The 26,514-nt window shown below is 65.7% G+C and carries 25 protein-coding genes; 19 read left to right on the forward strand and 6 right to left on the reverse strand.

The features are described from left to right. Positions 1–43 precede the first annotated feature (43 nt). The 3 genes from LG661_RS04405 to LG661_RS04415 all read left to right on the forward strand — a co-directional run bounded on the left by LG661_RS04405 (position 44) and on the right by LG661_RS04415 (position 4,680). Entirely contained in the window at positions 44–1,711 is a 1,668-nt protein-coding gene (locus LG661_RS04405) for an electron transfer flavoprotein-ubiquinone oxidoreductase (RefSeq protein ID WP_230530652.1), read from the forward strand. Positions 1,712–1,914: 203 nt separating this feature from the next. Next, positions 1,915–3,705, forward strand: a complete 1,791-nt coding sequence (locus tag LG661_RS04410) for a tetratricopeptide repeat protein (protein ID WP_230530653.1) — start codon at positions 1,915–1,917, stop codon at positions 3,703–3,705. 102 nt (positions 3,706–3,807) lie between these two features. Then, a complete protein-coding gene (locus LG661_RS04415; protein ID WP_230530654.1) occupies positions 3,808–4,680 on the forward strand; it encodes a 4-(cytidine 5'-diphospho)-2-C-methyl-D-erythritol kinase in 873 nt (290 codons plus the stop codon). A 46-nt stretch (positions 4,681–4,726) separates the two neighbouring features. Here the strand turns inward: LG661_RS04415 and LG661_RS04420 are convergent, their stop codons facing one another. Together LG661_RS04420 and LG661_RS04425 are read right to left on the reverse strand one after the other, a co-directional pair. Next, positions 4,727–5,611, reverse strand: coding sequence for an AraC family transcriptional regulator (locus LG661_RS04420; RefSeq protein WP_230530655.1), 885 nt, complete (start codon positions 5,609–5,611; stop codon positions 4,727–4,729). A gap of 79 nt (positions 5,612–5,690) precedes the next feature. Beyond that, entirely contained in the window at positions 5,691–6,710 is a 1,020-nt protein-coding gene (locus LG661_RS04425) for a polyprenyl synthetase family protein (protein WP_230530656.1), read from the reverse strand. 114 nt (positions 6,711–6,824) lie between these two features. Here LG661_RS04425 and LG661_RS04430 point away from each other — a divergent pair, with 114 nt between their 5' ends. Continuing rightward, positions 6,825–7,049 (forward strand): putative signal transducing protein, encoded by a 225-nt coding sequence (locus LG661_RS04430; RefSeq protein ID WP_230530657.1) that lies wholly within the window; start codon positions 6,825–6,827, stop codon positions 7,047–7,049. Then, positions 7,042–7,782, forward strand: a complete 741-nt coding sequence (locus LG661_RS04435; protein ID WP_230530658.1) for a tRNA1(Val) (adenine(37)-N6)-methyltransferase — start codon at positions 7,042–7,044, stop codon at positions 7,780–7,782. The genes LG661_RS04430 and LG661_RS04435 overlap by 8 nt, the downstream gene beginning before the upstream one ends. A gap of 28 nt (positions 7,783–7,810) precedes the next feature. Here the strand turns inward: LG661_RS04435 and LG661_RS04440 are convergent, their stop codons facing one another. Next, positions 7,811–8,119 carry a hypothetical protein gene (locus tag LG661_RS04440; protein ID WP_230530659.1) on the reverse strand — a complete coding sequence of 103 codons (309 nt, stop codon included), beginning with the start codon at positions 8,117–8,119 and terminating at the stop codon, positions 7,811–7,813. A gap of 172 nt (positions 8,120–8,291) precedes the next feature. Between LG661_RS04440 and LG661_RS04445 the strand changes: the two genes are divergently transcribed. From LG661_RS04445 to LG661_RS04475, 7 genes are all read left to right on the forward strand, one after another. Then, the gene (locus LG661_RS04445) at positions 8,292–9,164 is read left to right on the forward strand and encodes a S49 family peptidase (protein ID WP_230530762.1); all 873 of its coding nucleotides are present in this window, start codon (positions 8,292–8,294) and stop codon (positions 9,162–9,164) included. A gap of 440 nt (positions 9,165–9,604) precedes the next feature. Then, positions 9,605–10,546 (forward strand): glycine--tRNA ligase subunit alpha, encoded by a 942-nt coding sequence (locus LG661_RS04450; protein WP_230530660.1) that lies wholly within the window; start codon positions 9,605–9,607, stop codon positions 10,544–10,546. Between the two features lie 44 nt (positions 10,547–10,590). After that, positions 10,591–12,717 carry a glycine--tRNA ligase subunit beta gene (glyS, locus tag LG661_RS04455; RefSeq protein ID WP_230530661.1) on the forward strand — a complete coding sequence of 709 codons (2,127 nt, stop codon included), beginning with the start codon at positions 10,591–10,593 and terminating at the stop codon, positions 12,715–12,717. A 94-nt stretch (positions 12,718–12,811) separates the two neighbouring features. Continuing rightward, entirely contained in the window at positions 12,812–13,462 is a 651-nt protein-coding gene (locus tag LG661_RS04460; protein WP_230530662.1) for a L,D-transpeptidase, read from the forward strand. A 204-nt stretch (positions 13,463–13,666) separates the two neighbouring features. Further along, complete coding sequence (gene ppdK, locus LG661_RS04465; RefSeq protein ID WP_230530663.1) at positions 13,667–16,345, forward strand: pyruvate, phosphate dikinase; 2,679 nt, start codon at positions 13,667–13,669, stop codon at positions 16,343–16,345. A gap of 5 nt (positions 16,346–16,350) precedes the next feature. Beyond that, positions 16,351–16,620, forward strand: coding sequence for a hypothetical protein (locus LG661_RS04470; RefSeq protein WP_230530664.1), 270 nt, complete (start codon positions 16,351–16,353; stop codon positions 16,618–16,620). 20 nt (positions 16,621–16,640) lie between these two features. Continuing rightward, the gene (locus tag LG661_RS04475; protein ID WP_230530665.1) at positions 16,641–16,985 is read left to right on the forward strand and encodes a GFA family protein; all 345 of its coding nucleotides are present in this window, start codon (positions 16,641–16,643) and stop codon (positions 16,983–16,985) included. A gap of 125 nt (positions 16,986–17,110) precedes the next feature. Here LG661_RS04475 and LG661_RS04480 read toward each other — a convergent pair whose 3' ends face one another. Further along, entirely contained in the window at positions 17,111–17,512 is a 402-nt protein-coding gene (locus tag LG661_RS04480) for a hypothetical protein (RefSeq protein WP_230530666.1), read from the reverse strand. A gap of 92 nt (positions 17,513–17,604) precedes the next feature. Here LG661_RS04480 and LG661_RS04485 point away from each other — a divergent pair, with 92 nt between their 5' ends. From LG661_RS04485 to acuI, 6 genes are all read left to right on the forward strand, one after another. Beyond that, on the forward strand, positions 17,605–18,462 hold the full coding sequence (locus LG661_RS04485) for a helix-turn-helix domain-containing protein (RefSeq protein WP_407666650.1): 858 nt from the start codon (positions 17,605–17,607) through the stop codon (positions 18,460–18,462). Positions 18,463–18,592: 130 nt separating this feature from the next. After that, positions 18,593–19,795, forward strand: coding sequence for a cell wall hydrolase (locus tag LG661_RS04490; RefSeq protein ID WP_230530667.1), 1,203 nt, complete (start codon positions 18,593–18,595; stop codon positions 19,793–19,795). Positions 19,796–19,884: 89 nt separating this feature from the next. After that, positions 19,885–20,451 carry a hypothetical protein gene (locus tag LG661_RS04495; protein ID WP_230530668.1) on the forward strand — a complete coding sequence of 189 codons (567 nt, stop codon included), beginning with the start codon at positions 19,885–19,887 and terminating at the stop codon, positions 20,449–20,451. Between the two features lie 20 nt (positions 20,452–20,471). After that, positions 20,472–21,305 carry a M10 family metallopeptidase C-terminal domain-containing protein gene (locus tag LG661_RS04500; RefSeq protein WP_230530669.1) on the forward strand — a complete coding sequence of 278 codons (834 nt, stop codon included), beginning with the start codon at positions 20,472–20,474 and terminating at the stop codon, positions 21,303–21,305. 164 nt (positions 21,306–21,469) lie between these two features. Then, positions 21,470–22,723, forward strand: a complete 1,254-nt coding sequence (locus tag LG661_RS04505; protein WP_230530670.1) for an MFS transporter — start codon at positions 21,470–21,472, stop codon at positions 22,721–22,723. A gap of 86 nt (positions 22,724–22,809) precedes the next feature. Then, positions 22,810–23,796, forward strand: a complete 987-nt coding sequence (acuI, locus tag LG661_RS04510) for an acrylyl-CoA reductase (NADPH) (protein ID WP_230530671.1) — start codon at positions 22,810–22,812, stop codon at positions 23,794–23,796. Positions 23,797–23,799: 3 nt separating this feature from the next. On the opposite strand, the gene LG661_RS04515 is transcribed toward acuI, so the two are convergent. Further along, positions 23,800–24,735, reverse strand: coding sequence for a LysR family transcriptional regulator (locus LG661_RS04515; protein WP_230530672.1), 936 nt, complete (start codon positions 24,733–24,735; stop codon positions 23,800–23,802). 163 nt (positions 24,736–24,898) lie between these two features. Between LG661_RS04515 and wrbA the strand changes: the two genes are divergently transcribed. After that, positions 24,899–25,501, forward strand: a complete 603-nt coding sequence (gene wrbA / locus LG661_RS04520) for an NAD(P)H:quinone oxidoreductase (protein WP_230530673.1) — start codon at positions 24,899–24,901, stop codon at positions 25,499–25,501. A gap of 5 nt (positions 25,502–25,506) precedes the next feature. Here the strand turns inward: wrbA and LG661_RS04525 are convergent, their stop codons facing one another. Continuing rightward, entirely contained in the window at positions 25,507–26,478 is a 972-nt protein-coding gene (locus tag LG661_RS04525) for an L-threonylcarbamoyladenylate synthase (RefSeq protein ID WP_407666653.1), read from the reverse strand. Between the last annotated feature and the right edge of the window lie 36 nt (positions 26,479–26,514).

The following is a 26,514-nucleotide window of genomic DNA, read 5'->3' on the forward strand; positions in this document are numbered from 1 at the left end:
ATCTGTCCTTTCAAGCGTTGAAGCCGCGTATCAGGAGGAAACCATGTCCGATCTGCCCGCCCGTGAATCGATGGAGTTCGACGTCGTCATCGTGGGCGCGGGTCCCGCGGGCCTGGCTACCGCCATCCGGCTCAAGCAGAAGGCGGCCGAAAACGGCGGGGACATCTCCGTGGTCGTGGTGGAGAAGGGCTCGGAGGTCGGCGCCCACATTCTCTCCGGCGCGGTGGTCGACCCGATCGGCCTCGACCGGCTCATCCCGGGCTGGCGCCACGAGCCGGACCGGCCCCTCAAGACCCAGGTGACCGCCGACGAGTTCATGTATCTGGGCCATGCGGGCGGCGTGACGCTGCCCAACGTGTTCATGCCCAAGCTCATGAACAACCACGGCAACTTCGTCGGCTCGCTCGGTGACGTCGCCCGCTATCTCGGCCGCAAGGCGGAGGAGCTTGGCGTCGAGATCTATCCCGGCTTTGCGGCGACCGAGGTCCTGGTCGAGGACGGCAAGGTCATGGGCATCGCCACCGGCGACATGGGCATCAGCCGCAACGGCGAGCCCAACGCCAACTACACCCGCGGCATGGAGCTGCGCGCCAAGTACACGATCTTCGGGGAGGGCGCCCGCGGCTCGCTCACCAAGCAGATGGTCGAGCGGTTCGGACTGAACGAAGGCCGCGACCACCAGAAATACGGCATCGGCATCAAGGAGCTCTGGCAGGTCCGACCGGAGAACTTCCAGCCGGGCCTCGTGCGCCATTCCATGGGCTGGCCCCTGCCGAACAATGCGGGCGGCGGCTCCTGGCTCTACCACTTCGACGACAATCTCGTCTCCGTCGGCTTCGTGGTGCACCTCAACTACAAGAACCCGACCCTCTCGCCCTTCGAGGAGTTCCAGCGCTTCAAGACGCACCCGATGGTGCGCGACGTGTTCGAGGGGGCCAAGCGCATCGGCTACGGCGCACGCGCCATCATGGAAGGCGGCTGGCAGTCGGTGCCGCGCCTGTCCTTCCCCGGCGGCTGCCTCGTGGGCGATTCGGCAGGCTTCGTGAACGTGCCGCGCATCAAGGGCAGCCACAACGCCATCCTCTCCGGCATGCTCTGCGCGGATCACCTCTTCGAGGCGCTGCAGGCGGGCCGGGCCAATGACGAGATCGCCTCCTACGAGGAGGCCTGGCGCTCCTCGCCCATCGGCTACGACCTGAAGCGCGTGCGCAACGTGAAGCCGCTCTGGTCGAAATACGGCACCTTCGCCGGCGTGGCGCTGGGCGGCCTCGACATGTGGATGACGGAGCTCCTCGGCTGCTCGCCCTTCGGCACTATGAAGCACGGCAAGCCCGACCACGCGTGCCTGATGCCGCTCGATAAGGTGAAGCCGATCAAGTACGACAAGCCCGACGGCGTGCTGACCTTCGACAAGCTCTCCTCCGTGTTCCTGTCGAACACGAACCACGAGGAGGATCAGCCGCCCCACCTTCAGGTCAAGGATATGGGCCTGCAGAAGGGCTCCGAGCACGATGTCTATGGCGGTCCGTCGCAGCGCTACTGCCCGGCGGGCGTCTATGAATGGGTCGAGGCCGAGGGCGGCGGCGTCCGCTACCAGATCAACGCCCAGAACTGCGTTCACTGCAAAACCTGCGACATCAAGGACCCGAACCAGAACATCAACTGGGTTCCGCCCGAGGGCGGCGGCGGGCCGAACTACATCAACATGTAAATTTCCTTCTTTTCCGCCGTTTCCGGCCCAGAAACGGCGGAAAGGCCGCCAGCCGCATCAACCCTTGGCAGCCCGGCCTCTTCAAGAGACCGTGTCCAGCGGCAATTGTCCCCTTGCCGCAGGAGAAGGGAACCGCCATTCTCCGGCCTGATTTGGCGCACATCTCCACATGAGAGATGTCGCGATGATTGGAGCCGCGCTTCGTGCCAACCTTTAGATTGCCTTTGGCCCGCAAGGGCCTGCCTGCGATTGCATTCCTGGCTGCCGGCCTTCTGGCTGCGCCCGCCCTGGCGGCCAACACGGATCCGAACGTGAGCTTGGTGCCAGCGGAGAGCCTGGAAGGCAACTTCCTGTCGGCCTATGTGGCCGGGTCCGCCCGCGATACGGCGGCGGCCAGCGTCTTTTACCGCGAGGCGATCCAGGACGATCCGCGCAACCAGGAGCTTCTGGAGCGCGCCTTCGTGGCCTTCCTCGCCAGCGGCGCGATGAACGAAGCGGTTCGGGTGGCGGAGCGCCTGACGGCCCGCGATCCATCCAACAACCTGGCGCAGTTCGCCCTTGCGGTCCGCTCCCTCAAGGACAAGAAATACGCCGATGCCCGCGCGCGCCTGGACAAGGGAAATCGCGAACGCGCGGCGGATCTGACGGCCACGCTGCTTTCGGCCTGGACCTATGCGGGTTCCGCCAAGAACGGCAAGAAGGCTCTTGAGACGGTCGACCGGCTCAAGAAGGAGCAGGCCTTCAACCAGTTCCGCCAGTACCACGCCGCCCTGATCGCGGACGTGACCGGCAACACGAAAGAGGCCGAGAAACGCTTCAAGGCGGCCTATGAAGGCGAGCGCAACACCCTGCAGGTGGTGGACGCCTACGGTCGCTTCCTGGCGAAGCAGGGCAAGCGGGACGAGGCTCTCAAGGTCTACCAGACCTTCGACGAGACGGTGCCGCGCCATCCCATCGTCCGCACCGCCATGGAGGCTCTCAAGGAGGGCAAGCCCCTCAAGCCGCTCGTTTCCAACCCGCAGGAGGGCGCAGCCGAGCTGCTCTACGGCCTCGGCGTGGTGGGCAACACCCAGGGCGACGAGCTGACCGCGATCATCTATCTCCAGCTCGGTCTCGCCCTCGACCCGGACCATTCCCTGGCGCTGGTCACCCTGGGCGACGTCTATGAGCGCCTGAAGCAGTACGAGCAGGCGAACGCCGTGTTCGACCGCATTCCCAAGGACGCGCCAGTCCGTGCGAGCGCCGACATCGCCATCGGACAGAACTACGAGCTGATGGAGCGGGGCGACGAGGCGATCAGCCATCTCCAGCAGCTGATGAAGGAGCGTCCCGATGACGTCGAGGTCGTCATGGCGCTCGGCAACGTGCAGCGCTCGCGCAAGAAATTCGCCGAGGCCGCCGAGACCTACAGCAAGGCCATCGACCTGATCGGCGAGCCGGACAAGGGCCACTGGATCCTCTTCTTCTATCGCGGCACGTCCTATGAGCGCGCGAAGCAGTGGGACAAGGCCGAGGCCGACCTGAAGAAGGCACTGGAACTCGTTCCCGATACGCTGCCGGCCGGAAAGGCCCAGGTGCTGAACTACCTCGCCTATTCATGGGTCGACCAGAACATGAATATCGACGAGGCCTTCAAGATGCTGAAGCAGGCCGTGGAGCTGGCCCCTCGCGACGGCATGATCCTCGACTCGCTCGGCTGGGCCTATTACCGCATGGGCCGCTACGAGGACGCCGTGCGAGAACTCGAGAAGGCCGTCGAGCTGAAGGCCGGAGACGCCACGATCAACGATCACCTTGGCGACGCCTACTGGAAGGTCGGCCGCAAGCTCGAGGCGAAGTTCCAGTGGAATCACGCCAAGGACTCCGACCCGGAGCCGGAGGATCTCGCGAAGATCCTCAAGAAGATCGAGGCCGGCCTCGAGGACGAGGTGAAGCCCGCCGCGGCGGAAACCGCTCCCGCGCCGGAGCAGGCGGCGAGCAAGCAGGGCGGCTGATCCAGGCTTTAGCCTTCCATTCGAATGGCCGGGCTCGTCCCGGCCATTTTGCTGTGGGGCCAAGCTCTTCCCATCCGCGCTTCACTCGGGCATGGAAATCCCATGCCCCAGCCCCTCGCGACCCGCGCTCCCGCCAAGATCAACCTGACGCTCCATGTTCTCGGGCGGCGGGCCGACGGTTATCACGAGCTGGAAAGCCTCGTGGCCTTTGCCGGCACGGGCGACGATCTCCGGCTCGAACCCGGCCCGGGCCTTGCTCTGCAGGTCGGCGGCCCGACGGCGCCTCTCGCCGGCAGCAACGCCGACAATCTCGTGCTGAAGGCGGCCCGGCTGCTCGCAGAGCGCGTGGAGAACCTGGCGGTCGGGACGTTTCACCTCACCAAGCGCCTGCCCGTCGCTGCCGGGATCGGCGGCGGCTCCTCGGATGCAGCGGCGGCCCTTCGGCTTCTCGCCCGCCTCAACGGCCTCGGGCTGTCCCATCCGGCCGTGCGCGAGGCCGCCCGCCTGACAGGCGCGGATGTCCCGGTCTGTCTCGAACCGCGGGCACGCATGATGCGCGGGGCAGGGGAGAGCCTTGGGCCTGCCCTCGACCTGCCGCGCCTTCTCGCCGTGCTGGTCAATCCCCGCGTGCCGGTCGAAACGCCCGCCGTCTTCAGGGAACTCGGCCTGCAGCCGGGGGAGAGCCTGCCCGGAGCGGCGCATCCCGCCATGGAGACATCCTCGTCCGACCCGATCTTCGCCGCGCTGAAGGCCGCGCGCAACGACCTGGAGCCGCCCGCCCGCCGGATCGAGCCGCTGGTCGGCGAGGCGCTGGGCCTGATCGGGGCGACGGGCGCCTGTCGCCTCGCGCGCATGTCGGGCTCGGGCGCGACGTGCTTCGGGATCTATGACGATTGCACCGCAGCCGCCGAGGCCGCCAGGCGCATCGGGCGTGAGCGGCCGGACTGGTGGGTGAAGGCGACGAGCCTGCGGTAATGGCGGGAGGATGAGGCTATGGACGAGCCCCTCATCCTCCTCGTTCCTATCTCAGCGGCAGAAAGATATCCGTGACGGCCCGATGCTCCGGGACGTCCGGGAAGAACTCGATGCGCTGGCAATAGAGCGGAAAGTCCCGTGCTTCCTCTCCGCTTTCCGGCAGCCAGACGCTGTACAGATAGGCAATGGCCTCGCCCAGGCTGCTCTCCGGGCCGGTATGGCGCAACACGGCGCAACGGCCGCCGGGAATGGTCTTGGCGATGATACCTGCGCCATTGGGAGCCACATCGCGGTCTGTCTCCGCGCAGAGAACGAGACGGAAGTCTTCCGCAGGCGTAGTGTCCGGGTCATCGTAGAGGATGTTGAGGGTCGCGCTGTGCTTCGGGGAGAGGCCAGCCTCCTTGCGCCATCCGATGAACCGGCGCACCGAGTCGCCGATTGCCGAGGGATCGCCGCGATGTTCGAGAGCGGCGACGCGTAGGTCCCCGACCTCTCGAACTCCGACCTGCTCGTTGCTCCATGTTCTGGCCATGTGGACCTTCCTTGTCTGGCTGAAGGGTTGATAGGCTTCGTGCCAAGAGGTCCATCGCGGCTGGTCTCTGAAATCGCTCGGGGTCTGTCCGAACCGCTGCTTGAAGGCCCGTGAGAAGGCTTCGGGTCCCTCATAGCCGCTGTCGAGCACGATCTGGAGGATCGGCTCCTCGCCTCTGAACGCCAGCTTATAGGAGGCGCGCCTGAGGCGGGCGAGCTGCACGTAGCGGTGCAGGCTGATCCCGAGGAGTGCGGAAAACTGCCGGTGGAAATGGTAGCGTGAGAAGGCGGCAACGCTGCTGAGCACGTCGAGGCTCAGATCGCCGGAGAGGTTCTCGTCGATATGGTCGAGAACCCTCCGAAACCGGGCATGATAGTGCGTCCTGGCTGGTGCCGTCACAGGAACCTCCGTCTTGGCGCTCGGAGGTCTAACCGGCTGCGCCAGGCCTTGCCTGACGGATCTTGCTGATCTGCTTGCCTCAATAGGCGCGGGCGATGCAGAAATCGACCGTTTCCAGCAGCGCCTGCTTCATCGGACCGTTGGGGAAAAGCGCCAGGGCGTCGCGGGCCATGGCGCCGTAGTGGCGCGCCCGCTCGACCGTGTCCTCCAGCGCCTTGTGGCGGCGCATGATGGCGATGGCCTGTTCGAGATCCTTGTCCTCGATCTCGCCCTGTTCCAGCACCCGCCGCCAGAAGGCGCGCTCCTCGTCGGAGCCGCGGCGGAAGGAGAGGACCACGGGAAGGGTGATCTTGCCCTCGCGGAAATCGTCGCCCACGTTCTTGCCCAGGGTCGCGGCCTTGCCGCCATAATCGAGGGCGTCGTCCACGAGCTGGAAGGCGATGCCCAGATTCATGCCGTAGGAGCGGCAGGCGGCCTGCTCGGCCTTGGGGCGTCCGGCGATGACGGGGCCGACCTCGCAGGCGGCGGCGAAGAGCTCCGCCGTCTTGCCGCGGATGACGGCGAGATATTCGTCCTCCGTCGTCTCGGTGTTCTTGGCGGCGGCGAGCTGCATGACCTCGCCCTCCGCGATCACGGTGGCGGCGGCGGAGAGAATGTCGAGGGCGCGCAGGGAGCCGACCTCCACCATCATGCGGAAGGCCTGACCCAGCAGGAAATCGCCCACCAGCACGCTCGCCTCGTTGCCCCACTTGATGCGGGCGGCGATCCTGCCCCGGCGCATGTCGCTTTCGTCCACCACGTCGTCGTGGAGGAGGGTGGCCGTGTGCATGAACTCGACGGAGGCTGCGAGCTTCACATGCCCGTCGCCCTCGTATCCCACGAGGCCCGCAGTCGCCAGTGTCAGCATGGGGCGCAGGCGCTTGCCGCCGGACGAGATCAGATGATTCGCCACTTCCGGGATCATCGTGACCTCGGAGCCCGTGCGCGACAGGATCATCGCATTGACCCGTTCCATATCGGAGGCCACAAGGGAGACGAGCTTCTCGATGCTCGCATTCTTCTCGGGATGCTTATCTTCGAAAGGAACGACAACGCCCACGCTTCAGACCTGGGTTGCCGGCCCAAGGGCCGGTAGGAATATGAGAACACCGTGGCATGGGGGGTCCCATGCTGCAATGCAAAAGCTTTACCGCAGGGAAGGAACCCGACCGCGATGGTCGAAATCGTCCGAACCAACGATCTCGTTCTGATCGGCTTCCTACAATCCTTGTTGGAGAACGCCAATATCCCCGTTCTGGTGGCAGACATGCATATGAGCGCCCTTGAGGGGATGATCGGCGTCTTTCCGAGGCGGATTCTAGTGCCCGAGGATCACGTCGCCCAGGCCCGCCGCCTGATCCGCGATGCGGGGCTCGATTCCGAGCTGCGGCATGCCTGAGGTCACGGAGGATGCGCTCCTCGGCGGCCGCGTAACCCTGCTGCAGCCGGGCAGGGGCCACCGGGCCGGCACGGATGCGGTGCTCCTCGCGGCATCGGCCCCGGTCTCCCCCGGCGACGTCGTGATCGACGTGGGCGCGGCCACCGGCGCCGTGGGCCTCATGGTGGCGGCGCGGGAGAGAGGGATCGACCTCGTCTTCGTGGAGCGTGACCCGGACCTGGCCGATCTCTGCCGCCGCAACTGCAGCCTCAACGGTGTCGATGGGCGGGTCGCCGTGGCGGACGTGCTGGACAAGTCCTCGCGCCATGCGGCGGGCCTGCGGCCGGAAAGCGCCGATTGCGTCCTCACCAACCCGCCATTCCTGGAGGAGGGCCAGGCCCGCCTGTCACCGGACCGGGGCCGCGCCGCCGCCCATGCTCTGCCGCCGGGAGGGCTCGAGGCGTGGCTGAGGGCCTGCACCGGTCTCCTCAAGCCGAAAGGGAGCCTAGTCCTCATCCACCGGGCCGACCGCGTGCCCGAGTGCCTGTCCTCCCTGGGGAACGGCATGGGCGGCGTGGCCCTGCGCTTCATCCACCCCGCCGCCGACCAGCCGGCGATCCGTTTCCTCCTGTCGGCCCGAAAGGGCAGCCGGGCTCCTCTCACCATCCTGCCGCCCCTAGTCCTCAATAGCCCTGATGGACGATTTACTCCTGAAGCCGAGGCGCTTCATCGGGGTGATGCAATGCTCCAGTAAAAAAGGGCGCCGAAGCGCCCTTTTCTGGTCAGAAGCGGTAAACGGGCCTGCGCACCGTGCGGCAGACCTCCACCGGGCGGCGCACCCAGCGGTAGCCGTTCCAGATCCGCTGCGGCTGGATCCAGCAGCGCTGGACCGTGCGGAACGGGCGATACGGCCGGTAGGCGCGGTGTGGCCTGTAGCCCCGATACGGCCGGTGATACTGGACATGCTGGACGACGGGTGCGCTGTAGCCATAGCCTGTGCGATAGGACTGGTGGGCCTCCGTCGGCTGGGCGGACAGGGCTCCGAGGCCGAGGGTGGCAAACCCCAAAACACCGAAAAGCAATCGACGCATCTGATTTCTCCTTAAATCCGGCCGGTTGCCGAAAACGAGTCGGCAAGGCTGCTGCTCAGGATCAGAGGCTATTCCCGCCCACATGAACGCGATCCGACAGCTTCCCTAAAGGAACGTTCATCTTGGGAATGGCCGCCTCGCGCCCTACATGGACGCCATGGCCCAACCCATCGTGTCGCTCATGCTTCCAGAACGCCTGCAGTTTCTCCTCCCCAGCCGCTATCGTACCTACCGGCACCCCATCGTGCCCGTCGTGCGCCTCTCAGGCCCCATCGGAGCCGTCATGCCCATGCGGCCCGGGCTTTCCATGGCGAGCGTCGCACCGGTGCTGGAGCGCGCCTTTTCGTTTCCGGGCGCGAAGGCGGTGGCGCTGGTCATCAATTCCCCCGGCGGATCAGCGGCCCAGTCGCACCTCATCTTCAGGCGCATCCGCGCCTATGCGGAGGAGAAGAAGCTGCCGGTCTTCGCCTTCGTGGAGGATGCGGCGGCCTCCGGCGGCTACATGATCGCCTGCGCGGCGGACGAGATCTTCGCCGATCACACCTCCATCGTCGGCTCCATCGGGGTGGTCTCGGCGGGGTTCGGCTTCGACAAGCTCATCGAGCGCTTCGGAATCGAGCGGCGGGTCCATACGGTGGGCGAGAACAAGTCCATGCTCGACCCGTTCCGGCCGGAAGACCCTGAGGACGTGGCGCGGCTCAAGGGCCTGCAGCAGCGGATCTACGAGGTTTTCACCGGCCTCGTCCGCGCCCGCAGGGGCGCAAAGCTCGACGAGGAGAAGAGCGATCTCTTCACCGGCGCCTTCTGGGTCGGGGCGGAGGCCATGGAGCGCGGTCTCATCGATGGCCTGGGCGATATCCGCTCGGTGATGCGGCTGCGCTTCGGGGAGAACGTCCAGTTCCGCATGATCGAGCCGGCCCGCACGCCGTTTCTGGCCCGTCTCCTCGGACGCCGCGTTCCCGGCCAGGCCGGCAGCCTGGTCGATCCCGGCGAGATGCTGGGGACGCTGGAAGAGCGGGCCGCCTGGGCGCGGCTGGGATTGTAGGCACCGCGGAAGCTTCATCCCGAGAGTCTGGCTCGTCATGCGCCTACCGGCTCTCCTCCCCACAAGGGGGAGGGGTATTCGCGTGTCATCCCCGGCGAGCGCAGCGAGGGAAGGGGATCCCACGCACAGACGCGGCGCTGTGGATTCCCTTCCCCTCCGATGGCTGCGCCATCTCCGGCCGGGAATGACGGGAGGCGCCCCAGCGCTTGACTTGGAAGCCCTCGCATCCCAAGGGTGCGCCTGAGATTTTCAAAGACCGGACGCGATTTATGACGAGCGAACCCGCGCATATGAATCCTGCGCGCTCCTTCCAGGGCCTCATCCTCACGCTCCAGCGCTACTGGGCGGAGCAGGGCTGCNGGGAGGCGCCCCAGCGCTTGACTTGGAAGCCCTCGCATCCCAAGGGTGCGCCTGAGATTTTCAAAGACCGGACGCGATTTATGACGAGCGAACCCGCGCATATGAATCCTGCGCGCTCCTTCCAGGGCCTCATCCTCACGCTCCAGCGCTACTGGGCGGAGCAGGGCTGCGTCATCCTCCAGCCCTACGACATGGAGGTCGGCGCGGGTACCTTCCACCCGGCCACCACCCTGAGGGCGCTGGGTCCCAAGCCCTGGCGCGCGGCCTATGTCCAGCCCTCGCGCCGCCCGAAGGACGGGCGCTACGGCGAGAACCCGAACCGGCTCCAGCATTATTACCAGTTCCAGGTGATCCTGAAGCCGAACCCGCCGAACCTGCAGGAGCTCTATCTCGGTTCGCTAAAGGCTATCGGCATCGACACCGCCGTCCACGACATCCGCTTCGTGGAGGACGACTGGGAGAGCCCGACCCTGGGCGCCTGGGGCCTCGGCTGGGAATGCTGGTGCGACGGCATGGAAGTGTCCCAGTTCACCTACTTCCAGCAGGTGGCGGGCTTCGAGTGTGCGCCGGTCGCGGGTGAACTCACCTACGGCCTCGAGCGCCTCGCCATGTACCTCCAGGGCGTCGAGTCGATCTACGACCTGAACTTCAACGGCCTGGAGGGCGACCGGAAAGTCTCCTACGGCGACGTGTTCCTGCAGGCCGAGCAGGAATATTCGCGGCACAACTTCGAATATGCCGATACCGAAATGCTCTTCCGCCATTTCCGGGATGCGGAAGCCGCCTGCCGCAAATATCTGGAAGACGGCGAGCCGAAGCCGGGCTCCAACGATAGCCGCCATCTCATGGCGCAGCCGGCCTACGATCAGTGCATCAAGGCCAGCCACATGTTCAACCTGCTCGACGCCCGCGGCGTGATCTCCGTCACCGAGCGCCAGAGCTATATCCTGCGCGTCCGCGAACTGGCCAAGGCCTGCGGCGCGGCATGGCTGAAGACCGAAGGGGGAGGCGTGAGCGCGTGAAGCGCTCCTCCCGCCCCGATCCGACAGCCTTTTAGAGATCTCTCATGCCCGACCTCCTCCTCGAACTCTTTTCCGAAGAAATCCCTGCCCGCATGCAGCGGTGTGCGGCGGAGGATTTGAAGAAGCTTGTCACCGATGCGCTCGTGGAGCGCGGCTTTCTCTACGAGGGAGCGCAGGCCTTCGCCACGCCGCGGCGGCTGGCGCTGAACATCGTGGGCCTGCCCGTGAAGGGCGAGGACGTGCGCGAGGAGCGGAAAGGCCCGCGCGTGGGCTCGCCCGATGCGGCGGTCCAGGGCTTCCTGAAGGGGGCGGGGCTTGCCTCCATCGACCAGGCGAAGATCGAGAGCGACCCGAAGAAGGGCGAGTTCTACGTCGCCGTGATCGAGAAGCCCGGCCGCGCGACCCAGGACGTGCTGGCGGAAATCCTGCCCGCCATCGTCAAGAGCTTCCCCTGGCCGAAATCCATGCGCTGGGGCGCGGCCTCCAAGGAGCCTGGCTCGCTCCGCTGGGTGCGTCCGCTCCATTCCATCGTCTGCACCTTCGGACCCGAGACCGAGGAGCCGGAGATCGTGCGTTTCGAGGTCGACGGCATCCAATCCGGCGACGTCACCTACGGCCACCGCTTCATGGCGCCGGAGCCCATCCGCGTGAAGCGCTTCGAGGACTACATGCAGTCGCTCGAGCGCGCGAGTGTCGTGCTCGATTCGGACCGCCGCAAGGACATGATCCTGCACGACGCCAAGGATCTCGCCTTCGCGCAAGGCCTCGAGCTCGTCGAGGACGAGGGGCTTCTGGAGGAGGTCGCAGGGCTCGTGGAATGGCCCGTGGTGCTCATGGGCTCCTTCGATGAGGCGTTCCTCGATATCCCGCCGGAGGCTATCCGCACGACCATCCGTGCGAACCAGAAATGCTTCGTGCTGCGCGATCCCGCCACCGGCAAACTCGCCAACAGGTTCCTGCTCACCTCCAACCTCATAGCAAAGGACGGCGGCAAGACCATCGTGGGCGGCAACGAACGCGTGGTGCGCGCGCGTCTCTCCGACGCCAACTTCTTCTGGAAGACGGACCAGCAGGTGAAGCTCGAAGACCGGCTGGAGAAGCTGAAGACAATCGTCTTCCACGAGAAGCTCGGCACGCAATACGAGCGCGTGGAGCGCATCGCGGCCTTGGCGAAGGAGCTGGCTCCCATCGTCGGCGCGGATCCCGCTCTGGCGGAGCGCGCCGCGCGCCTCGCCAAGGCCGATCTCGTCACCGAGATGGTCGGCGAATTCCCCGAGCTGCAGGGCCTCATGGGCCGCTACTACGCGATGCTGCAAGGCGAGCATCCGAGTGTCGCCGCCGCCATCGAGGAGCACTACAAGCCCCTCGGCCCCTCCGACCGCGTGCCGACCGATCCGGTGTCGGTCGCCGTGGCGCTCGCCGACAAGATCGACACCCTCGTAGGCTTCTGGGCCATCGACGAGAAGCCGACGGGCTCGAAGGATCCTTACGCGCTGCGTCGTGCGGCGTTGGGTGTGATCAGGCTGGTGATCGACAACGAGCGTCGAATGCCTCTCGCTAATCAGACCAAGAAAGCTCTCTTCGGCCTCGACGCGATGGAGAGAGGCATGTCCGTAAAGGATAGAGGCAATCTCCCTGCAGACCTCCTCTCCTTCTTCGCCGACCGCCTGAAAGTCTATCTCCGCGACCAGGGCGCGCGGCACGATCTCATCGACGCCGTGTTCGCGCTCGAAGGCCAGGACGACCTGCTCATGATCGTTCGCCGCGTGGAGGCGCTCGGCCGCTTCCTCGATACGGAGGACGGCAAAAACCTGCTCGCGGGCTACCGACGCGCGGCCAATATCCTGCGCATCGAGGAGAAGAAGGACGGGCGGGCCTACGACGAGGCCCCAGATCTGCAGATCGTCAACGATCAGGGGCAGATCGAGGAGAAGGCGCTCGCGGTCATTCTCCACCAGGCCAAGCAGGAGGCGGCGGCCGCCATCGAATCGGAGGAGTTCGAGGGGGCGATGCGCGCCCTGTCCCGCCTGCGCCAGCCGGTGGACGCCTTCTTCGACAAGGTGACCGTCAATGCGGAAGACCCAGGCTTGAGGGCCAACCGCCTGCGGCTCCTCAACGACATCCGCGAGGCGACGCGTACTGTGGCGGACTTCTCGAAAATCGAGGGGTAGTCTTACATTCGTACCGAACTGTTGCGGCCGGGGCACAGCCATGTCGCCTGCGAGGCGCTAGGCAGCCGGCGTCTCGTTTTTTCGGTACTCCGCCATGATTCGACGTCTTATGATCGGCGCGCTCCTGGGTGCGCCTCTTGCCGCTTGCCAGTCCGTCCATGAGCCGCCGCAGCCCTTCGCCGTGGCGACGCCGAGCGATGGCGGCTGGTATATCGGCTCGATCCCCGACAAGCCCTACGACATCCCGCTCGTCGACCGCAGGAAGATGGACCCGAAATACGCCCGGCAGACGGTGGAGTATACCGGCCCCGAGAAGCCCGGCTCCATCGTGGTCGATATCGACGAGCGCATGCTCTATCTCGTCCAGCCCGAGGGCAAGGCGATCCGCTACGGCGTCGGCGTCGGCAAGCAGGGCTTCTCCTGGAGGGGCGTCGCCTCCGTGGGCCGCAAGGGCGTGTGGCCGGCCTGGTCGCCCACCAAGACCATGGTCCGCATCAACCCGGACCTGCCGGGCCACATGGAGGCGGGCCTCGGCAACCCGCTCGGCGCGCGCGCCCTCTATCTCCACCAGAACGGCGCCGATACGCTCTTCCGCATCCACGGCACCAACGAGCCCTGGAGCATCGGCGAGCAGGTCTCCTCCGGCTGCGTGCGCATGCTCAACGAAGACGTCGCCGACCTCTACGAGCGCGTCCCGGTGGGGGCCACGGTCTATGTGAAGCGCAACGGGCGCTACCGGGTCTGACCGGATAAAATACCAAGGACACAGAGGCCGGGCTCGTCCCGGCCTTTTGTTTGGCGTCTTCAGAACCCGGCCCCCGAAATGACGCCCTCCTTTGCTCCGATATTCAATTAAGGAACCTTGGCTGTTCAGGTTGCGTTTTGTTTCCGCATGCTTCAAGCCAACACCTGCCTGCAGCAGGGCGTTAGAAAGCCAAGGGGTCGAGCGATGACGCAGTGGGTCTACACCTTCGGTGACGGAAAGGCCGAGGGCCAGGCGGGAATGAAAAACCTGCTTGGGGGCAAAGGCGCGAATCTCGCCGAGATGTCCAATCTCGGGCTGCCGGTCCCGCCGGGCTTCACCATCACCACCGAAGTCTGCACCTACTACTACGATCATGGCCGGGCCTATCCGCAGGAGCTGAAGGATCAGGTGGAGAATGCCCTGACCTTCGTCGGGCGGCTCACCGGCCGCACCTTCGGCGATCCGGAAAACCCGCTTCTGGTCTCCGTCCGCTCCGGCGCCCGGGCCTCCATGCCCGGCATGATGGATACTGTGCTCAACCTCGGCCTCAACGACGTCACCGTTGAAGCCCTCGCCAAGGGAGCGGGCGACGAGCGCTTTGCCTATGACAGCTATCGCCGCTTCATCACCATGTATTCCAACGTGGTGCTCGGGCTGGAGCACCATCACTTCGAGGAGATCCTCGACGAGTACAAGGACCGCCGGGGCTACAGCCTCGACACGGACATGACGGCGCAGGACTGGAAGGCCATTCTTCCGCGCTACAAGTCCCTGGTCGAGAAGGAGCTCGGCAAGCCCTTCCCGCAGGAGCCGCAGGAGCAGCTCTGGGGCGCCATCGGCGCCGTGTTCGGCTCCTGGATGAACAACCGCGCCATCAAGTACCGCGAACTCCACGGCATCCCCGCGAGCTGGGGCACGGCGGTGAACGTGCAGGCCATGGTCTTCGGCAATATGGGCGAGACCTCCGCAACCGGCGTCGCCTTCACCCGCAATCCTTCGACCGGCGAGAAGGAGCTCTACGGCGAGTTCCTCATCAATGCGCAGGGCGAGGACGTGGTGGCGGGCATCCGCACGCCGCAGGACATCACGGAGGCCGCGCGCATCGCATCCGGCTCTGACAAGCCTTCCATGGAGAGGGCGATGCCGCAGGCCTATGCCGAGCTGGTGCGCATCTACGGCATTCTCGAGAAGCACTACCGTGACATGCAGGACATGGAATTCACGGTGGAGAAGGGCAAGCTCTGGATGCTCCAGACCCGCAACGGCAAACGCACGGCGAAAGCGGCGCTCCGCATTGCGGTGGAGCTGGCGTCGGAGGGCCTGATCTCGCAGGAGGAGGCGATCACCCGCGTCGACCCCGCGGCCCTCGACCAACTGCTTCACCCCACCATCGACCCGAAGGCCGAGCGCAAGGTTCTGGCGACGGGCCTGCCGGCCTCGCCCGGCGCGGCCTCCGGCGAGATCGTGTTCAATTCCGACGATGCGGAAGCCGCCAAGAAGGCAGGCCAAAAGGTCATCCTCGTGCGCGTCGAAACGAGCCCTGAGGACATCCACGGCATGCATGCGGCTGAAGGAATCCTCACCACCCGCGGCGGCATGACCTCCCACGCGGCGGTGGTCGCCCGCGGCATGGGCAAGCCCTGCGTCTCGGGCGCAGGTTCGATCCGCGTGGATTACGGCGCACAGACCCTGACGGTGGCAGGCCAGACCCTGAAGAAGGGCGACGTCATCACCATCGACGGCTCCAACGGGCAGGTGCTGCTCGGCCAGGTGAAGATGCTGGAGCCGGAGCTCTCCGGCGAGTTCGCTACCCTCATGGGCTGGGCCGACAAGGTGCGGCGCATGAAGGTGCGCACCAATGCGGAGACGCCCCTCGACGCGAAGACCGCGCGCAATTTCGGCGCGGAAGGCATCGGGCTCTGCCGCACGGAGCACATGTTCTTCGAGGGCGACCGCATCGTGGCGGTCCGCGAGATGATTCTCTCCGACGACGAGGCAGGCCGCAGGGCTGCGCTCGCCAAGCTGCTGCCGATGCAGCGCGCGGACTTCGTCGAGCTCTTCACCATCATGAGCGGCCTGCCCGTCACGATCCGCCTGCTCGATCCGCCTTTGCACGAATTCCTGCCGCACTCGGAAGACGAGATGCAGGAAGTGGCGAAGGCGATGAACGCCTCGGTCGAGAAGCTCAGGCACCGCGCCCGCGAGCTGCACGAGTTCAATCCCATGCTCGGCTTCCGCGGCTGCCGTCTGGCCGTGGCCTATCCTGAGATCGCCGAGATGCAGGCCCGCGCCATCTTCGAGGCGGCGGTGGAGGCCGGGAAGAAGACCGGCCAGCCGGTCGTGCCCGAGGTCATGGTGCCGCTGGTCATGACGAAGGCGGAGCTCGATCTCGTGAAGGCGCGCATCGTCGCCATGGCGGAAGCGGTGGCGAAGGAAAGCGGCGTGAAGGTGGATTACCAGGTCGGCACGATGATCGAGCTGCCCCGCGCCGCCCTGCGCGCCGGCGAGATCGCGGAAGCGGCGGAGTTCTTCTCCTTCGGCACCAACGACCTGACGCAGACGGCGCTCGGCATCTCCCGCGACGATGCGGCCTCCTTCCTCGGCTCCTACACGCAGAAGGGCATTCTGCCGGCCGACCCCTTCGTCACCATCGACCAGGAAGGCGTGGGCGAATTGATCAAGCTGGCGGCCGAACGCGGCAAGAAGACGAGGGGCGACATCAAGCTCGGGATCTGCGGCGAGCATGGCGGCGACCCGGCTTCGATCCACTTCTGCCAGGAGGCCGGGCTCGACTACGTGTCCTGCTCGCCCTACCGCGTGCCGATTGCCCGCCTTGCCGCAGCGCAGGCGGCGCTCGGCAACAGGGCGGCGAGCCAGGCGTGAGCACCATGGCCCTGTCCCGCAGCCGCTTGCTCTACCTCGTCGCGATGCTGGTCTCCGGCATCGCGATTGGCCTTTTCGTGGCGGATCGGCCGGATTTGCAGGATGCGGTCATGCCGCCTGCCGCCTGGCCCTTCCTTGTTTCGCTGGTCCTCGACGTTCTCATCATGCAGGCCGCCTCGCGCGGCAAGGCCGAGCCGCTCACTATGGGCGACCGCCTCACGGGCGTGATCGGGGCGGGTCTCATCGTCATCGCCATTCTGGAAATGGGGTCCTAACGTCGAAATGGGGGGAATGGATGCACAAGGGTTCTTGCCACTGCGGGGCGGTGGCTTTCGAGGTCGAGACCGATCTCGAACAGGTCATCGAGTGCAACTGCTCCATCTGCCGGAAGAAGGGCTATCAGCTCACCTTCGTGCCGCGCAGCAAGCTGAACGTGATCCGGGGCGAGGACAATCTCGCCACCTACACCTTCAACACGCACACCGTTCAGCACCGCTTCTGTGCCACCTGCGGCTGCGCGCCCTTTGGCGAAGGCAAGAAGCCGACGAGGGAAGCGACGGCGGCGGTCAACATCCGCTGTCTCGACGACATCGAGCTGTCCGACATCAAGACGATTCCGTTCAACGGGTGGGACGCCTGAGGCATTCCTCAAACAGCCATCATCCTCGGGCCTGTCCCGAGGGCTACGTCTTCTGAGTAGCGAGATAAAGACGTGGATGGCCGCAACGAGTGCGGCCATGACGCGCGGGCGTTTTTCGATCCTGCTCACGCGGCAGTCGCCTCCGACCGCCGCAGGCCCACATACTGGAACTCGGCATACATCAGCACGACGAGAGCCTGAGCGATGACGAAGGCATAGCCTGCGCTCGTCGGAGCAACCCATTCGCTGACCAGGAGCAGGATGCTGTCGGCGGCCCAGACCGCATTGGCGATCACGATGGCCCACACGAGGGGACGGGAAACCTGTTGCCGCAGAGCGAGAACGCTCAGCAGCGCCGCAAAGGGGAGCAGGATTCCCCCCGACACGCGAAGCAGCATCTCCGGCAGGCCGAGGAGGGGGCTCAAGGGGCCGGCCGCGAGCAGCGCCAGCAGACCGAAGGCGGCGCTGGTGGCGGCATCCGCCAGCAGGGCCTGGCGCAGGAGCGGGGAAGGATGGATCGTCGTCATGGCAGGCTCCTCATCGTTGCTCGGTCGATACAGATCGACCTTGCCGGTAAGGATCGCGCGGTCCCCGAACGCCGTCGATTACCTCGGAGGTCATGGAACAGGCCTTCGTCTCGCGCTATGGTCCGCCCATGAAGCCCGTGCCCCCCATTTCCCATGTCGGCGATTATCTGCGTGAATGGCGTCAGCGCCGGCGCATGAGCCAACTCGATCTCGCCCTGGAGGCCGACATCTCCACGAGGCACCTGAGCTTTCTGGAGACAGGACGCTCGCAGCCGAGCCGCGAGATGGTTCTGCTGCTTGCCGAAAAGCTCGACATGCCGCTTCGCGAACAGAACATCATGCTGGTGGCAGCGGGCTATGCGCCGGTCTATTCCGAGCGCTCCCTCGACGATCCGGCCCTTGCCAGCATGCGCCAGGCGGTGGATCTCGTCCTTAAAGGCCACGAGCCCTATCCCGCGCTCGCGGTCGACAGGCACTGGTCGCTGGTCGCTGCGAACGACGCGCTCTTCTCGCTCATCGGGGAGATGGATCCCGCCCTGCTCAAAGCCCCGGTCAACGTGCTTCGCCTGAGCATGCACCCGGCGGGACTCGCGCGGCGCATCGTGAATTTCAGGGAGTGGCGGGACCATCTGGTAGCCCGCCTCGAGCACCAGGTCGATATGACAGGGGATGCGGCGCTTGCCGCCCTCGTCGAGGAACTGCGCGCCTATCCGACCCCCGACGCGGCTGCCCGCGGCCCTGCCGTGCGGCACGACTATGCCGGCATCGTGGTGCCGCTTCAACTGACGACAGGGGAGGGCATGCTCACCCTTTTCAGCACCACCACGGTGTTCGGCACCCCTGTCGACGTCACTCTGTCGGAACTCGCCATCGAGGCCTTCTTTCCCGCCGATGCGGAGACGGCTGAGGCCCTGCGGCGGATGGCGGAGAGGCGCTCTGCAGCATCGTGAAACTCCGGTCTTAACGCCTCATCAACCCTAACCGGCGATAACTTTACCGAGCCGGAGCATTCCTGCCAGATGCTCCAATGTCGGTTCGGTCAGGGTGTGTCGCGTGCGTCTTCGGAATCGTCGCTCTCGGATGAAATGGATCTGCGCCACAACTGCGCCCTGGGCGCTGGCGGGCGGACTCCTGATCTCGTTCACGGCCTCGGCCAGCAACGATCCGCAATCCGGCATCAGCTTCGCACCCCGAGGCCCCCTGGCCCATCTCACCGAGACCGCGCTCGTTCCACCCATCGACGGCGCCGTCGGGCGGGGCAGACTCGATCTCGGGCGCGACATCCTGCGCTCGCTGCCCCGCTACGATCTGCCCGAAGAGGCCGCTCTCGAGGGTGCGCCCCTGAAGGATGAGATGAAGGCGGAGTTCGTCGCCTATCCACAGGTCGACCGGTCCCGCAAAGGAAATCCTTGGGTGGAGCCGGACGTCGCCCTGTCCGATCACGCGGGCGAGATCCGTCCGGTCCTTCAGCGGGCGGCGCAATCGCGTCTGCTCTTCGGCCGGGACGAGCGCCTCCTGCCGCCGACCATCCTCATGGAAGGGCAGATCGAGGGCCCGGACATGGACCAGGGCTTCGAGCCCTGGCAGGCTCCCGAATTCACCACGACCCGCCAGGCGACCTCCGTGCAGTCGCCTGCCGCCGCCGCGGCAGGCTCGACGGGTGCGGCGGGCAGCCTCACGACGCCCATCGTGAAGCGCGCGGTGACGCTGTCCTCGGCAACGCCGGCTCCCATGGACGCCATGCCTATCGAGATCGCCGCCGCTCCCGTCGTGCTGCAATCGCCGCGTCTCGACCGCGACGGCGGCGTGAGTGCAGTGCCGAAGGACGATGGTGCAGAACATCCGCGCTATGCGGATCTGATCGATCCCGACAACCTGAGCAAGGAGCAGCGCTGCCTGGCGGAGGCTGTCTATTTCGAAGCCCGCAGCGAGTCCGCGGAAGGGCAGGCCGCCGTCGCTCAGGTGGTGCTGAACCGGGTGAAGAGCGGTCTCTATCCCTCCACCATCTGCGGCGTGGTTTATCAGAACCGCCACCGGCACCTCGCCTGCCAGTTCACCTTCGCCTGCGAGGGCAAGGCCCTGCGCATCCGGGACGCTGAGTCCTGGGATCGGGCCAAGCGGGTCGCGAGCGCCGTCCTCGAAGGCAAGACCTACCTGACGGATGTGGGCGGAGCCACCCACTACCACGCCAACTATGTGCGCCCCTATTGGGCGAAACGCCTGAAGAAGATGGACGTCATCGGCCGTCACATCTTCTACAAGCTGCGGCCGGGGCAGACCTGAGGAAATTTCCCGGTTGTGCGCCAAGGCACTACGAGTTGTGGGATGAAGTTGCTATGACTTCCGAGCGCTAAGCTTCGGCGAGGATGACCATGGCAGACATCAGAACCTCCGTCCCCGGCTCCGGCTATGGGAGCATTTATATCGACTCGCTGGTCTGGGGCGGGACTGCCTGGGATCTGACGAAGGAGCCGATCAAGGTCTGGCTCGGGATCGGCGAGGATTTCGCGGAAGCCAGCCAGGCTCACGGTGGCCCAAGCGATGTCCTTGAGAGCGCCGATGATGCCGCAGACGAGTGGACCCAGGACGAGGTCAACGCTTTCGGGTATGCTCTCGGCCTCTACGAGAGCGTGTGCGGTCTGCGGTTCACGGTTGCTGAATCGGCAGGAGAGGCCGACATCGTCTGGTGGAAGGTCCAACTCGGCGGCGGCGCGGTAGGCCGCCATGAGATCCCGGTCCCGGGACAGCGCTGGGGCTATTTCGATCCTTCGGCGGAATCCTGGCAGTACCTCGTTTCGGTGGCGACGGCCTCCACACGATCATCCAAGAACTGGGGCATGGCTTCGGGCTTGCGCATCCACACGATGGCGGGGAGGAGGACGATCATTCGACCTTCCCGGGCGTCGACGGGGAGTTCACGATCGGAACCCATGGCCTGAACCAGGGCGTATGGACGGTCATGTCGTACAACACGGGCTGGAACGTGACCCAAAACGGGATCGATCATGGGGCCCAAGGTGGGTTGGGCGCCTTCGACATCGCCGCCTTGCAGGCTCTGTATGGGCCTAACATGTCGACGGCGACGGGCGACAATACCTATGTGTTGCCTACATTCAGCGACTACGTCGGTGAGGAGGGCTGGTTCTGCATCTGGGATGCCGGCGGACAGGACATGCTCGATGCCGGGCATGCCCTGGGACCCGTCGCGCTCGACCTGCGTGCGGCGACACGTCAGAGCCATGATCCCAATGCGGGCGGCTTCATCTCCTGGGAGGTGGGGGTCGCCGGCGGCTTCACGATTGCAAACGGTGTAGTCATCGAAAATGCGACGGGCGGGTCCCACAGCGATGAACTGTACGGCAACTTCGCTGCCAATGTGCTGAAGGGTAACAGCGGTCAGGACCGCCTGTGGGGGGATGCCGGCGATGACATCCTCTATGGCGGGACGGGAAAGGATACTCTGACCGGCAGCTCCGGCCGGGACGCCTTCGTCTTCGATAAGAAGCCGAGCAAGAAGTCGAATATGGACCGGATCTCAGATTTCAACAGAAAGGATGACACGATCCGGCTCGACAATGCGGCATTCAAGAAGATCGGTAAAGCCGGGAAGCTGAAAAGCAAGTATTTCGAAGCCGGCAGCAAGGCCGATGACCGGAACGATTACATTGTCTATAATAAGAAAAAAGGCATCCTCTATTACGATGCCGACGGTTCGGGGAAGGGCAAGGCGCTCGAGATCGCCTCTCTCAAGAAGAAGCTCAAGCTGACCTACGAGGACTTCGCGGTCATTTGAGGGCTCGGCTCAAAACCTCAGCATGTTTTTTCAGGGCGGCATCCGGCCGGATGCCGCCCTGAATCCATCACGGACGCTCATGGCATTCGTGATAAACTTTCAATATTGCTGATGCGCGGTTTGCGCTAGTCTCCGGCTCCCGATTGCTGCCGAAGGCTGCCTTCATGTCCGCATCCTCTGCCTCGTCTTCCTCCTCCCGCATCTCCCCGGAACTCATCGTCCTTTCCGGCTGCCTGATCGCCCTCATCACCTTCGGGCCACGGGCATCCGCCGGGCTGTTCCAGATTCCGATGACGGCCCAGTACGGCTGGGGGCGTGACGTCTTCGGCTTGGCGATTGCCGTCCAGAACCTGCTCTGGGGCGTCGGACAGCCTTTCGCGGGAGCGGTGGCGGACAGGTTTGGCGCGATTCGGGTGCTCTGCGTGGGCGCTCTTCTCTATGCCGTCGGGCTCGTGGTCATGGCCTATGCGACGACGCCGGGCCTTCTGCAGCTCGGCGCGGGCGTGCTCATCGGCTTCGGCCTGTCCGGCTGCTCGTTCAACCTGGTGCTGGGGGCCTTCGGCAAGCTCCTGCCGGAAGAGTGGCGGCCCATGGCCTTCGGCGCGGGCACGGCGGCGGGCTCCTTCGGGCAGTTCCTCTTCCCGCCCATCGGAAACATCCTCATCGATTCCTTCGGCTGGCAGCAGGCTCTGGTGGTCTTCTCCTTCAGCGTCCTGCTCGTCATGCCCCTGTCGCTGGCGCTCGCCACCCGGCCGAGCGGAGGGTCCGCCACCCTGAGTGGACCTGCTCCGGTGCCGGGCCAGTCGATCCGGCAGGCCCTCGCGGAGGCCTTCCGCCACCGCTCCTACGTGCTGCTGGTGCTGGGCTTCTTCACCTGCGGTTTCCAGCTCGCCTTCATTACGGCCCACCTGCCGGCCTACCTGAAGGATGCCGGGCTCTCCGCCACCATCGGCGGCTGGACGCTCGCCGTCATCGGCCTCGCCAACGCCTTCGGCTCGCTTTCGTCCGGCTGGCTTTCCACCCGCATGTCGAAGCGCTGGCTGCTGGCCTGGATCTATCTCGGCCGCTCGGTGGCGATCGCCGCCTTCATCCTGCTGCCGGCCTCGCCCGTCACGTCGATCCTCTTCGGCATCTCCATCGGCCTTTTGTGGCTCTCGACCGTGCCGCCCACATCCTCTCTTGTGATGCTGATGTTCGGCACCCGCTACATGGCCATGCTCTACGGTTTTGCCTTCTTCTCCCACCAGGTCGGCGGGTTCCTCGGCGTCTGGCTCGGCGGGATCCTGTACGAGGTCTATGGCAACTACACCATGGTGTGGTGGCTTTCCATCGTTCTCGGCATCGCCTCGGCCCTCATTAACCTGCCGATCAAGGAGCAGCCGGTGGAGCGGACACCCGCTCTCCAACCTGCGGAATAGCCGCCTCGTCCGAAGGAATGAGGCTGTCGCGCTTGCCCTGATCCTCCCTTGCGCCACAAATGGATGGCGCAAGGGAGGAGACTGGAATGGGCACGTTCAAGGCCATCGTCATCGACAAGACCGATACCGGCCAGAGCGTCGGCTTCCGCGAATTCGACGAGGCCGATCTCATGGAGGGGGACGTCACCGTTCGGGTGTCGCATTCAACCCTCAACTATAAGGACGGGCTGGCGCTTACCGGCATGGCCCCGGTGGTGCGGCGCTTTCCCATGATCCCCGGCGTCGATCTGGTCGGCACCGTGGAGGCCTCCTCCAATCCCGAATTCAAGGCGGGCGATCCGGTCATCCTCAATGGCTGGGGCCTGGGCGAGACCCATCTCGGAGCCTATGCGGAGAAAGTCCGCGTCAAGGGCGACTGGCTGATTCCGCGACCCGAAGGCATCTCGCCCGAGCAGGCCATGGCCATCGGCACGGCGGGCTACACGGCGATGCTCTGCCTCATGGCGCTGGAGCGGCACGGCCTCAAGCCGGATCGCGGTCCCGCCAGCGTGACCGGAGCGGTCGGCGGCGTCGGCTCCGTGGCCGTGGCGCTCCTCGCCAAAGCAGGCTGGCATGTGATCGCCTCCACCGGGCGGCCTGAGGAAGCGGACTATCTAAAGGGCCTCGGCGCTGCGGAAATCCTCGAGCGGAGCGAATTGACCGGTCCGGTGCGGCCGCTCGGAAAGGAGCGCTGGGCTGCGGGCGTCGATACGGTGGGCTCCGCGACGCTCGCCAATTTGCTCTCGATGACGAGATACGGCGGGGCGATTGCCACCTGCGGACTTGCCGGAGGCATGGACCTTCCGGCCAGCGTCGCGCCCTTCATCCTGCGCAACGTGGCGCTGCTCGGCGTCGATTCCGTCATGGCTCCGAAGGCGTTGCGGATCGAGGCCTGGGACCGTCTGGTGCGGGAGCTCGACCATGCCAAGCTCGCGGCCATGACATCCACGATCCCCCTGGACCGGGTCATGGAGGCCGGGCAGGAGATTGTTGCCGGTCGCATCAAGGGCCGGGTCGTGGTGGAGATCGGTTGAGCCTTAGGAGGCGAGGGCCCGCTTCGCCGTGCCCTCGATCCACCTTTTCTGCTTGGCGATCTCGGCGGCCATGAAATCCATGAAGGCTCTCACGCGGGCCGACTGGCGAAGGTCCGGGTGGGTCAGGAGCCACAACCCCGCCGAGAAACCCGGGTTGACCTCCGAGAGCCGGACGAGGTTTCTCTTCTCGTCCGCGATGAAGCAGGGCAGGGGGCCGATGCCGATTCCGGCCTCCACCGCCTCTGCAAGACCGAGGACCGTGTTGACCCGATAGGCGATGTTTTCCGGCGCCACACGCTCTCGCACGAAGCGCGCTGCCTTGAGAGTTGCGAGGTTGTCACCCAGCGCGACCCAGGGCCGCTCGTAGAGGGCAGGGGATTCGAGGTCCTGCGGCTGGCCGTGGTCCGGGAATTCCTCCGCCCGGCCGTAGAGCGCCCAGCCGATGGTCGCAACCCGCCGCCCGACCAGGGTCTCGGGCGGGTTGTCGGTGGCCCGGATCGCCACGTCCGCATCCCGTTTCGAAAGGTTCAGGGCCTGGTTGGCGAGCACCACGTCCAGCCGCATCTCGGGGCAGGTCTTGACGAAGCGCGCGAAGATGTCCGTCAGCAGGTGGACGAGCAGGGTGTCGTTGGTGGTGACCCTCAACTCTCCTGCGGGGGCGACGGCCTGACCTGCCAGCTTGCGGGTGAAGGAGGTCACGTTCTCCTCCATCTGCTCGGCGAGCGCCGTCATCTCCTCGCCCGCCGGAGTCAGGATATAGCCGGTCCGGTGCCGCTCGAAGAGCTTGACCCCGAGGTTCTCCTCCATCTGGCCGAGTCGGCGGAAGACGGTGGAATGGTTGACGCCTAGGCGCTCGGCCGCGCCGGCCAGCCCGTTCGCTTCGGCAATGGTTTTCACCAGCCTGAAATCGTCCCAGTCGAGATGCTGCTGCTTGGCCATCTCTTTGCATCCTCGCAATGGATCTAGTGCATATCTAGCGCTGGTATTGCAGAAAGGAAAGAATATCTTCGGTCGGCAATCTTAGCGGTAGCGGGTTTCCTCAACCTTTCAAATGAGCAGAAAGGTGGCCCTGTGCCGCGCCAAGAATCCGTTGGAGATCATTATGACCAAGGTTCTCGTCCTGTATTACTCGTCCTGGGGCCATATCGAGCAGATGGCCTATGCGGCGGCCGAAGGCGCGCGCGAGGCCGGCGCCGAGGTGTCCGTGAAGCGCGTGCCGGAACTCGTTCCGGCGGAAGTAGCCCAGGCCGCCCACTACAAGCTCGACCAGAAGGCCCCCGTTGCGACGGTCGAGGAGCTGCCGGAATACGACGCCATCATCTTCGGCACGCCGACCCGCTACGGCACCATGACGGCGCAGATGAAGAATTTCCTCGACCAGACCGGCGCTCTGTGGGCGAAAGGCGCGCTCATCGGCAAGGTCGGCTCGGTCTTCACCTCCACCGCCACCCAGCACGGCGGCCAGGAAGCCACCATCCTCACCACGCTGCCGGTGCTCCTGCACCACGGCATGGTGGTGGTCGGCCTGCCTTACTCCTTTGCGGGCCAGTCGGGTGTCGACCAGATCCGCGGCGGCTCGCCCTATGGCGCCTCCACGATCGCAGGCGGCGACGGCTCGCGCCAGCCGACCGAGATCGATCTCGACGGCGCCCGCTTCCAGGGCCGCCACGTGGCGCAGATCGCGGCCAAGCTCGCCGCGAAGTAAGCGGCCTACCGCTCCGCGGCGGCGCGGCGGAGGCGGTCGTTGATCGCCTCGCCCAAGCCCGCCTCCGGGATGGGCGCAACAGCGATGGTCGAAGCGCCCGACGCGTCGAGTTGCCGGAGATAGGAGAAGAGATGAGCGGCGGCCTCTTTGAAGTCGCCGTTTTCGCTCAGGTTGAGAGTCGCGTCCGCGCTCTGGGTGCCTGAGGGCGGCGTTGCCCCAAACAGAAGTGCGGCCTCGCCCGACTGGATCCTCGTCGCATTCAGGCGCACCTGCGCCCTTGGCGCATAGTGGGAGGCCAGCATGCCTGGCGCGAGGGGGCTTGCTCCTCCCTCGGAGCCGGTTTCCAGCTTCTGCCCGATGAGGGCTTCGATGGCCTCGCGCGGCACGCCGCCGGGGCGCAGCAGGCGGGGAGCGCCGCCGAGGCAGGCGACGATGGTCGATTCGACCCCGACCTCCGATGCGCCGCCGTCGAGCACCGCATCGATGCGCCCATCGAGATCGCCCAGCACGTGATCGGCCGTGGTCGGGCTCACCCGCCCGGAACGGTTGGCGGACGGCGCGGCGACAGGGCGTCCGGTCCTTTCGAGCAGGGAATGGGCAAGGGAATGGGCGGGCACCCTCAATCCCACGCTGTCGAGACCCGCGCGGGCAAGGTCGGAAATGGTGCAGCTGGGAGCCACCGGCACGACGAGGGTGAGCGGACCAGGCCAGAAGGCTTCCGCCAGCTGCCTGGCCGTCGCATCGAAGACGCCCTGCTCCTGGGCGGCTGCGAGGCTGGCGAGATGTGAGATCAGCGGGTTGAAGCTCGGACGCTCCTTCGCGGCGTAGATGCCCGCAACCGCCTCCGCGTTGGTCGCATCGGCTCCGAGGCCATAGACCGTCTCTGTCGGGAAGGCCACGAGGCCGCCACGGCGCAGGATCGCTGCCGCCTCGGAGAGCCCCGCCTCGTCGGCCGCCAGACGCGACGTCTGGAGCATTGACCCATGATCGTTCACGTCTAAACTATTCCTTGC

The organism is Microvirga roseola (assembly GCF_020866965.1).
GTDB lineage: Bacteria > Pseudomonadota > Alphaproteobacteria > Rhizobiales > Beijerinckiaceae > Microvirga > Microvirga roseola.

What these genes read in the sequence shown, in the direction of transcription:
- LG661_RS04500 (WP_230530669.1), top strand. Translation starts at nt 20,472, where the DNA reads ATGTCGTACAACACGGGCTGGAACGTGACCCAAAACGGGATCGATCAT.
- acuI (WP_230530671.1), top strand. Translation starts at nt 22,810, where the DNA reads ATGGGCACGTTCAAGGCCATCGTCATCGACAAGACCGATACCGGCCAG.
- wrbA (WP_230530673.1), top strand. Translation starts at nt 24,899, where the DNA reads ATGACCAAGGTTCTCGTCCTGTATTACTCGTCCTGGGGCCATATCGAG.
- LG661_RS04470 (WP_230530664.1), top strand. Translation starts at nt 16,351, where the DNA reads ATGGCCCTGTCCCGCAGCCGCTTGCTCTACCTCGTCGCGATGCTGGTC.
- LG661_RS04405 (WP_230530652.1), top strand. Translation starts at nt 44, where the DNA reads ATGTCCGATCTGCCCGCCCGTGAATCGATGGAGTTCGACGTCGTCATC.
- ppdK (WP_230530663.1), top strand. Translation starts at nt 13,667, where the DNA reads ATGACGCAGTGGGTCTACACCTTCGGTGACGGAAAGGCCGAGGGCCAG.
- LG661_RS04460 (WP_230530662.1), top strand. Translation starts at nt 12,812, where the DNA reads ATGATTCGACGTCTTATGATCGGCGCGCTCCTGGGTGCGCCTCTTGCC.
- LG661_RS04475 (WP_230530665.1), top strand. Translation starts at nt 16,641, where the DNA reads ATGCACAAGGGTTCTTGCCACTGCGGGGCGGTGGCTTTCGAGGTCGAG.
- LG661_RS04450 (WP_230530660.1), top strand. Translation starts at nt 9,605, where the DNA reads ATGACGAGCGAACCCGCGCATATGAATCCTGCGCGCTCCTTCCAGGGC.
- LG661_RS04495 (WP_230530668.1), top strand. Translation starts at nt 19,885, where the DNA reads ATGGCAGACATCAGAACCTCCGTCCCCGGCTCCGGCTATGGGAGCATT.
- LG661_RS04415 (WP_230530654.1), top strand. Translation starts at nt 3,808, where the DNA reads ATGCCCCAGCCCCTCGCGACCCGCGCTCCCGCCAAGATCAACCTGACG.
- LG661_RS04430 (WP_230530657.1), top strand. Translation starts at nt 6,825, where the DNA reads ATGGTCGAAATCGTCCGAACCAACGATCTCGTTCTGATCGGCTTCCTA.
- LG661_RS04485 (WP_407666650.1), top strand. Translation starts at nt 17,605, where the DNA reads ATGGAACAGGCCTTCGTCTCGCGCTATGGTCCGCCCATGAAGCCCGTG.
- LG661_RS04515 (WP_230530672.1), bottom strand. Translation starts at nt 24,735, where the DNA reads ATGGCCAAGCAGCAGCATCTCGACTGGGACGATTTCAGGCTGGTGAAA.
- LG661_RS04480 (WP_230530666.1), bottom strand. Translation starts at nt 17,512, where the DNA reads ATGACGACGATCCATCCTTCCCCGCTCCTGCGCCAGGCCCTGCTGGCG.
- LG661_RS04525 (WP_407666653.1), bottom strand. Translation starts at nt 26,478, where the DNA reads ATGCTCCAGACGTCGCGTCTGGCGGCCGACGAGGCGGGGCTCTCCGAG.
- LG661_RS04435 (WP_230530658.1), top strand. Translation starts at nt 7,042, where the DNA reads ATGCCTGAGGTCACGGAGGATGCGCTCCTCGGCGGCCGCGTAACCCTG.
- LG661_RS04505 (WP_230530670.1), top strand. Translation starts at nt 21,470, where the DNA reads ATGTCCGCATCCTCTGCCTCGTCTTCCTCCTCCCGCATCTCCCCGGAA.
- glyS (WP_230530661.1), top strand. Translation starts at nt 10,591, where the DNA reads ATGCCCGACCTCCTCCTCGAACTCTTTTCCGAAGAAATCCCTGCCCGC.
- LG661_RS04490 (WP_230530667.1), top strand. Translation starts at nt 18,593, where the DNA reads ATGAAATGGATCTGCGCCACAACTGCGCCCTGGGCGCTGGCGGGCGGA.
- LG661_RS04440 (WP_230530659.1), bottom strand. Translation starts at nt 8,119, where the DNA reads ATGCGTCGATTGCTTTTCGGTGTTTTGGGGTTTGCCACCCTCGGCCTC.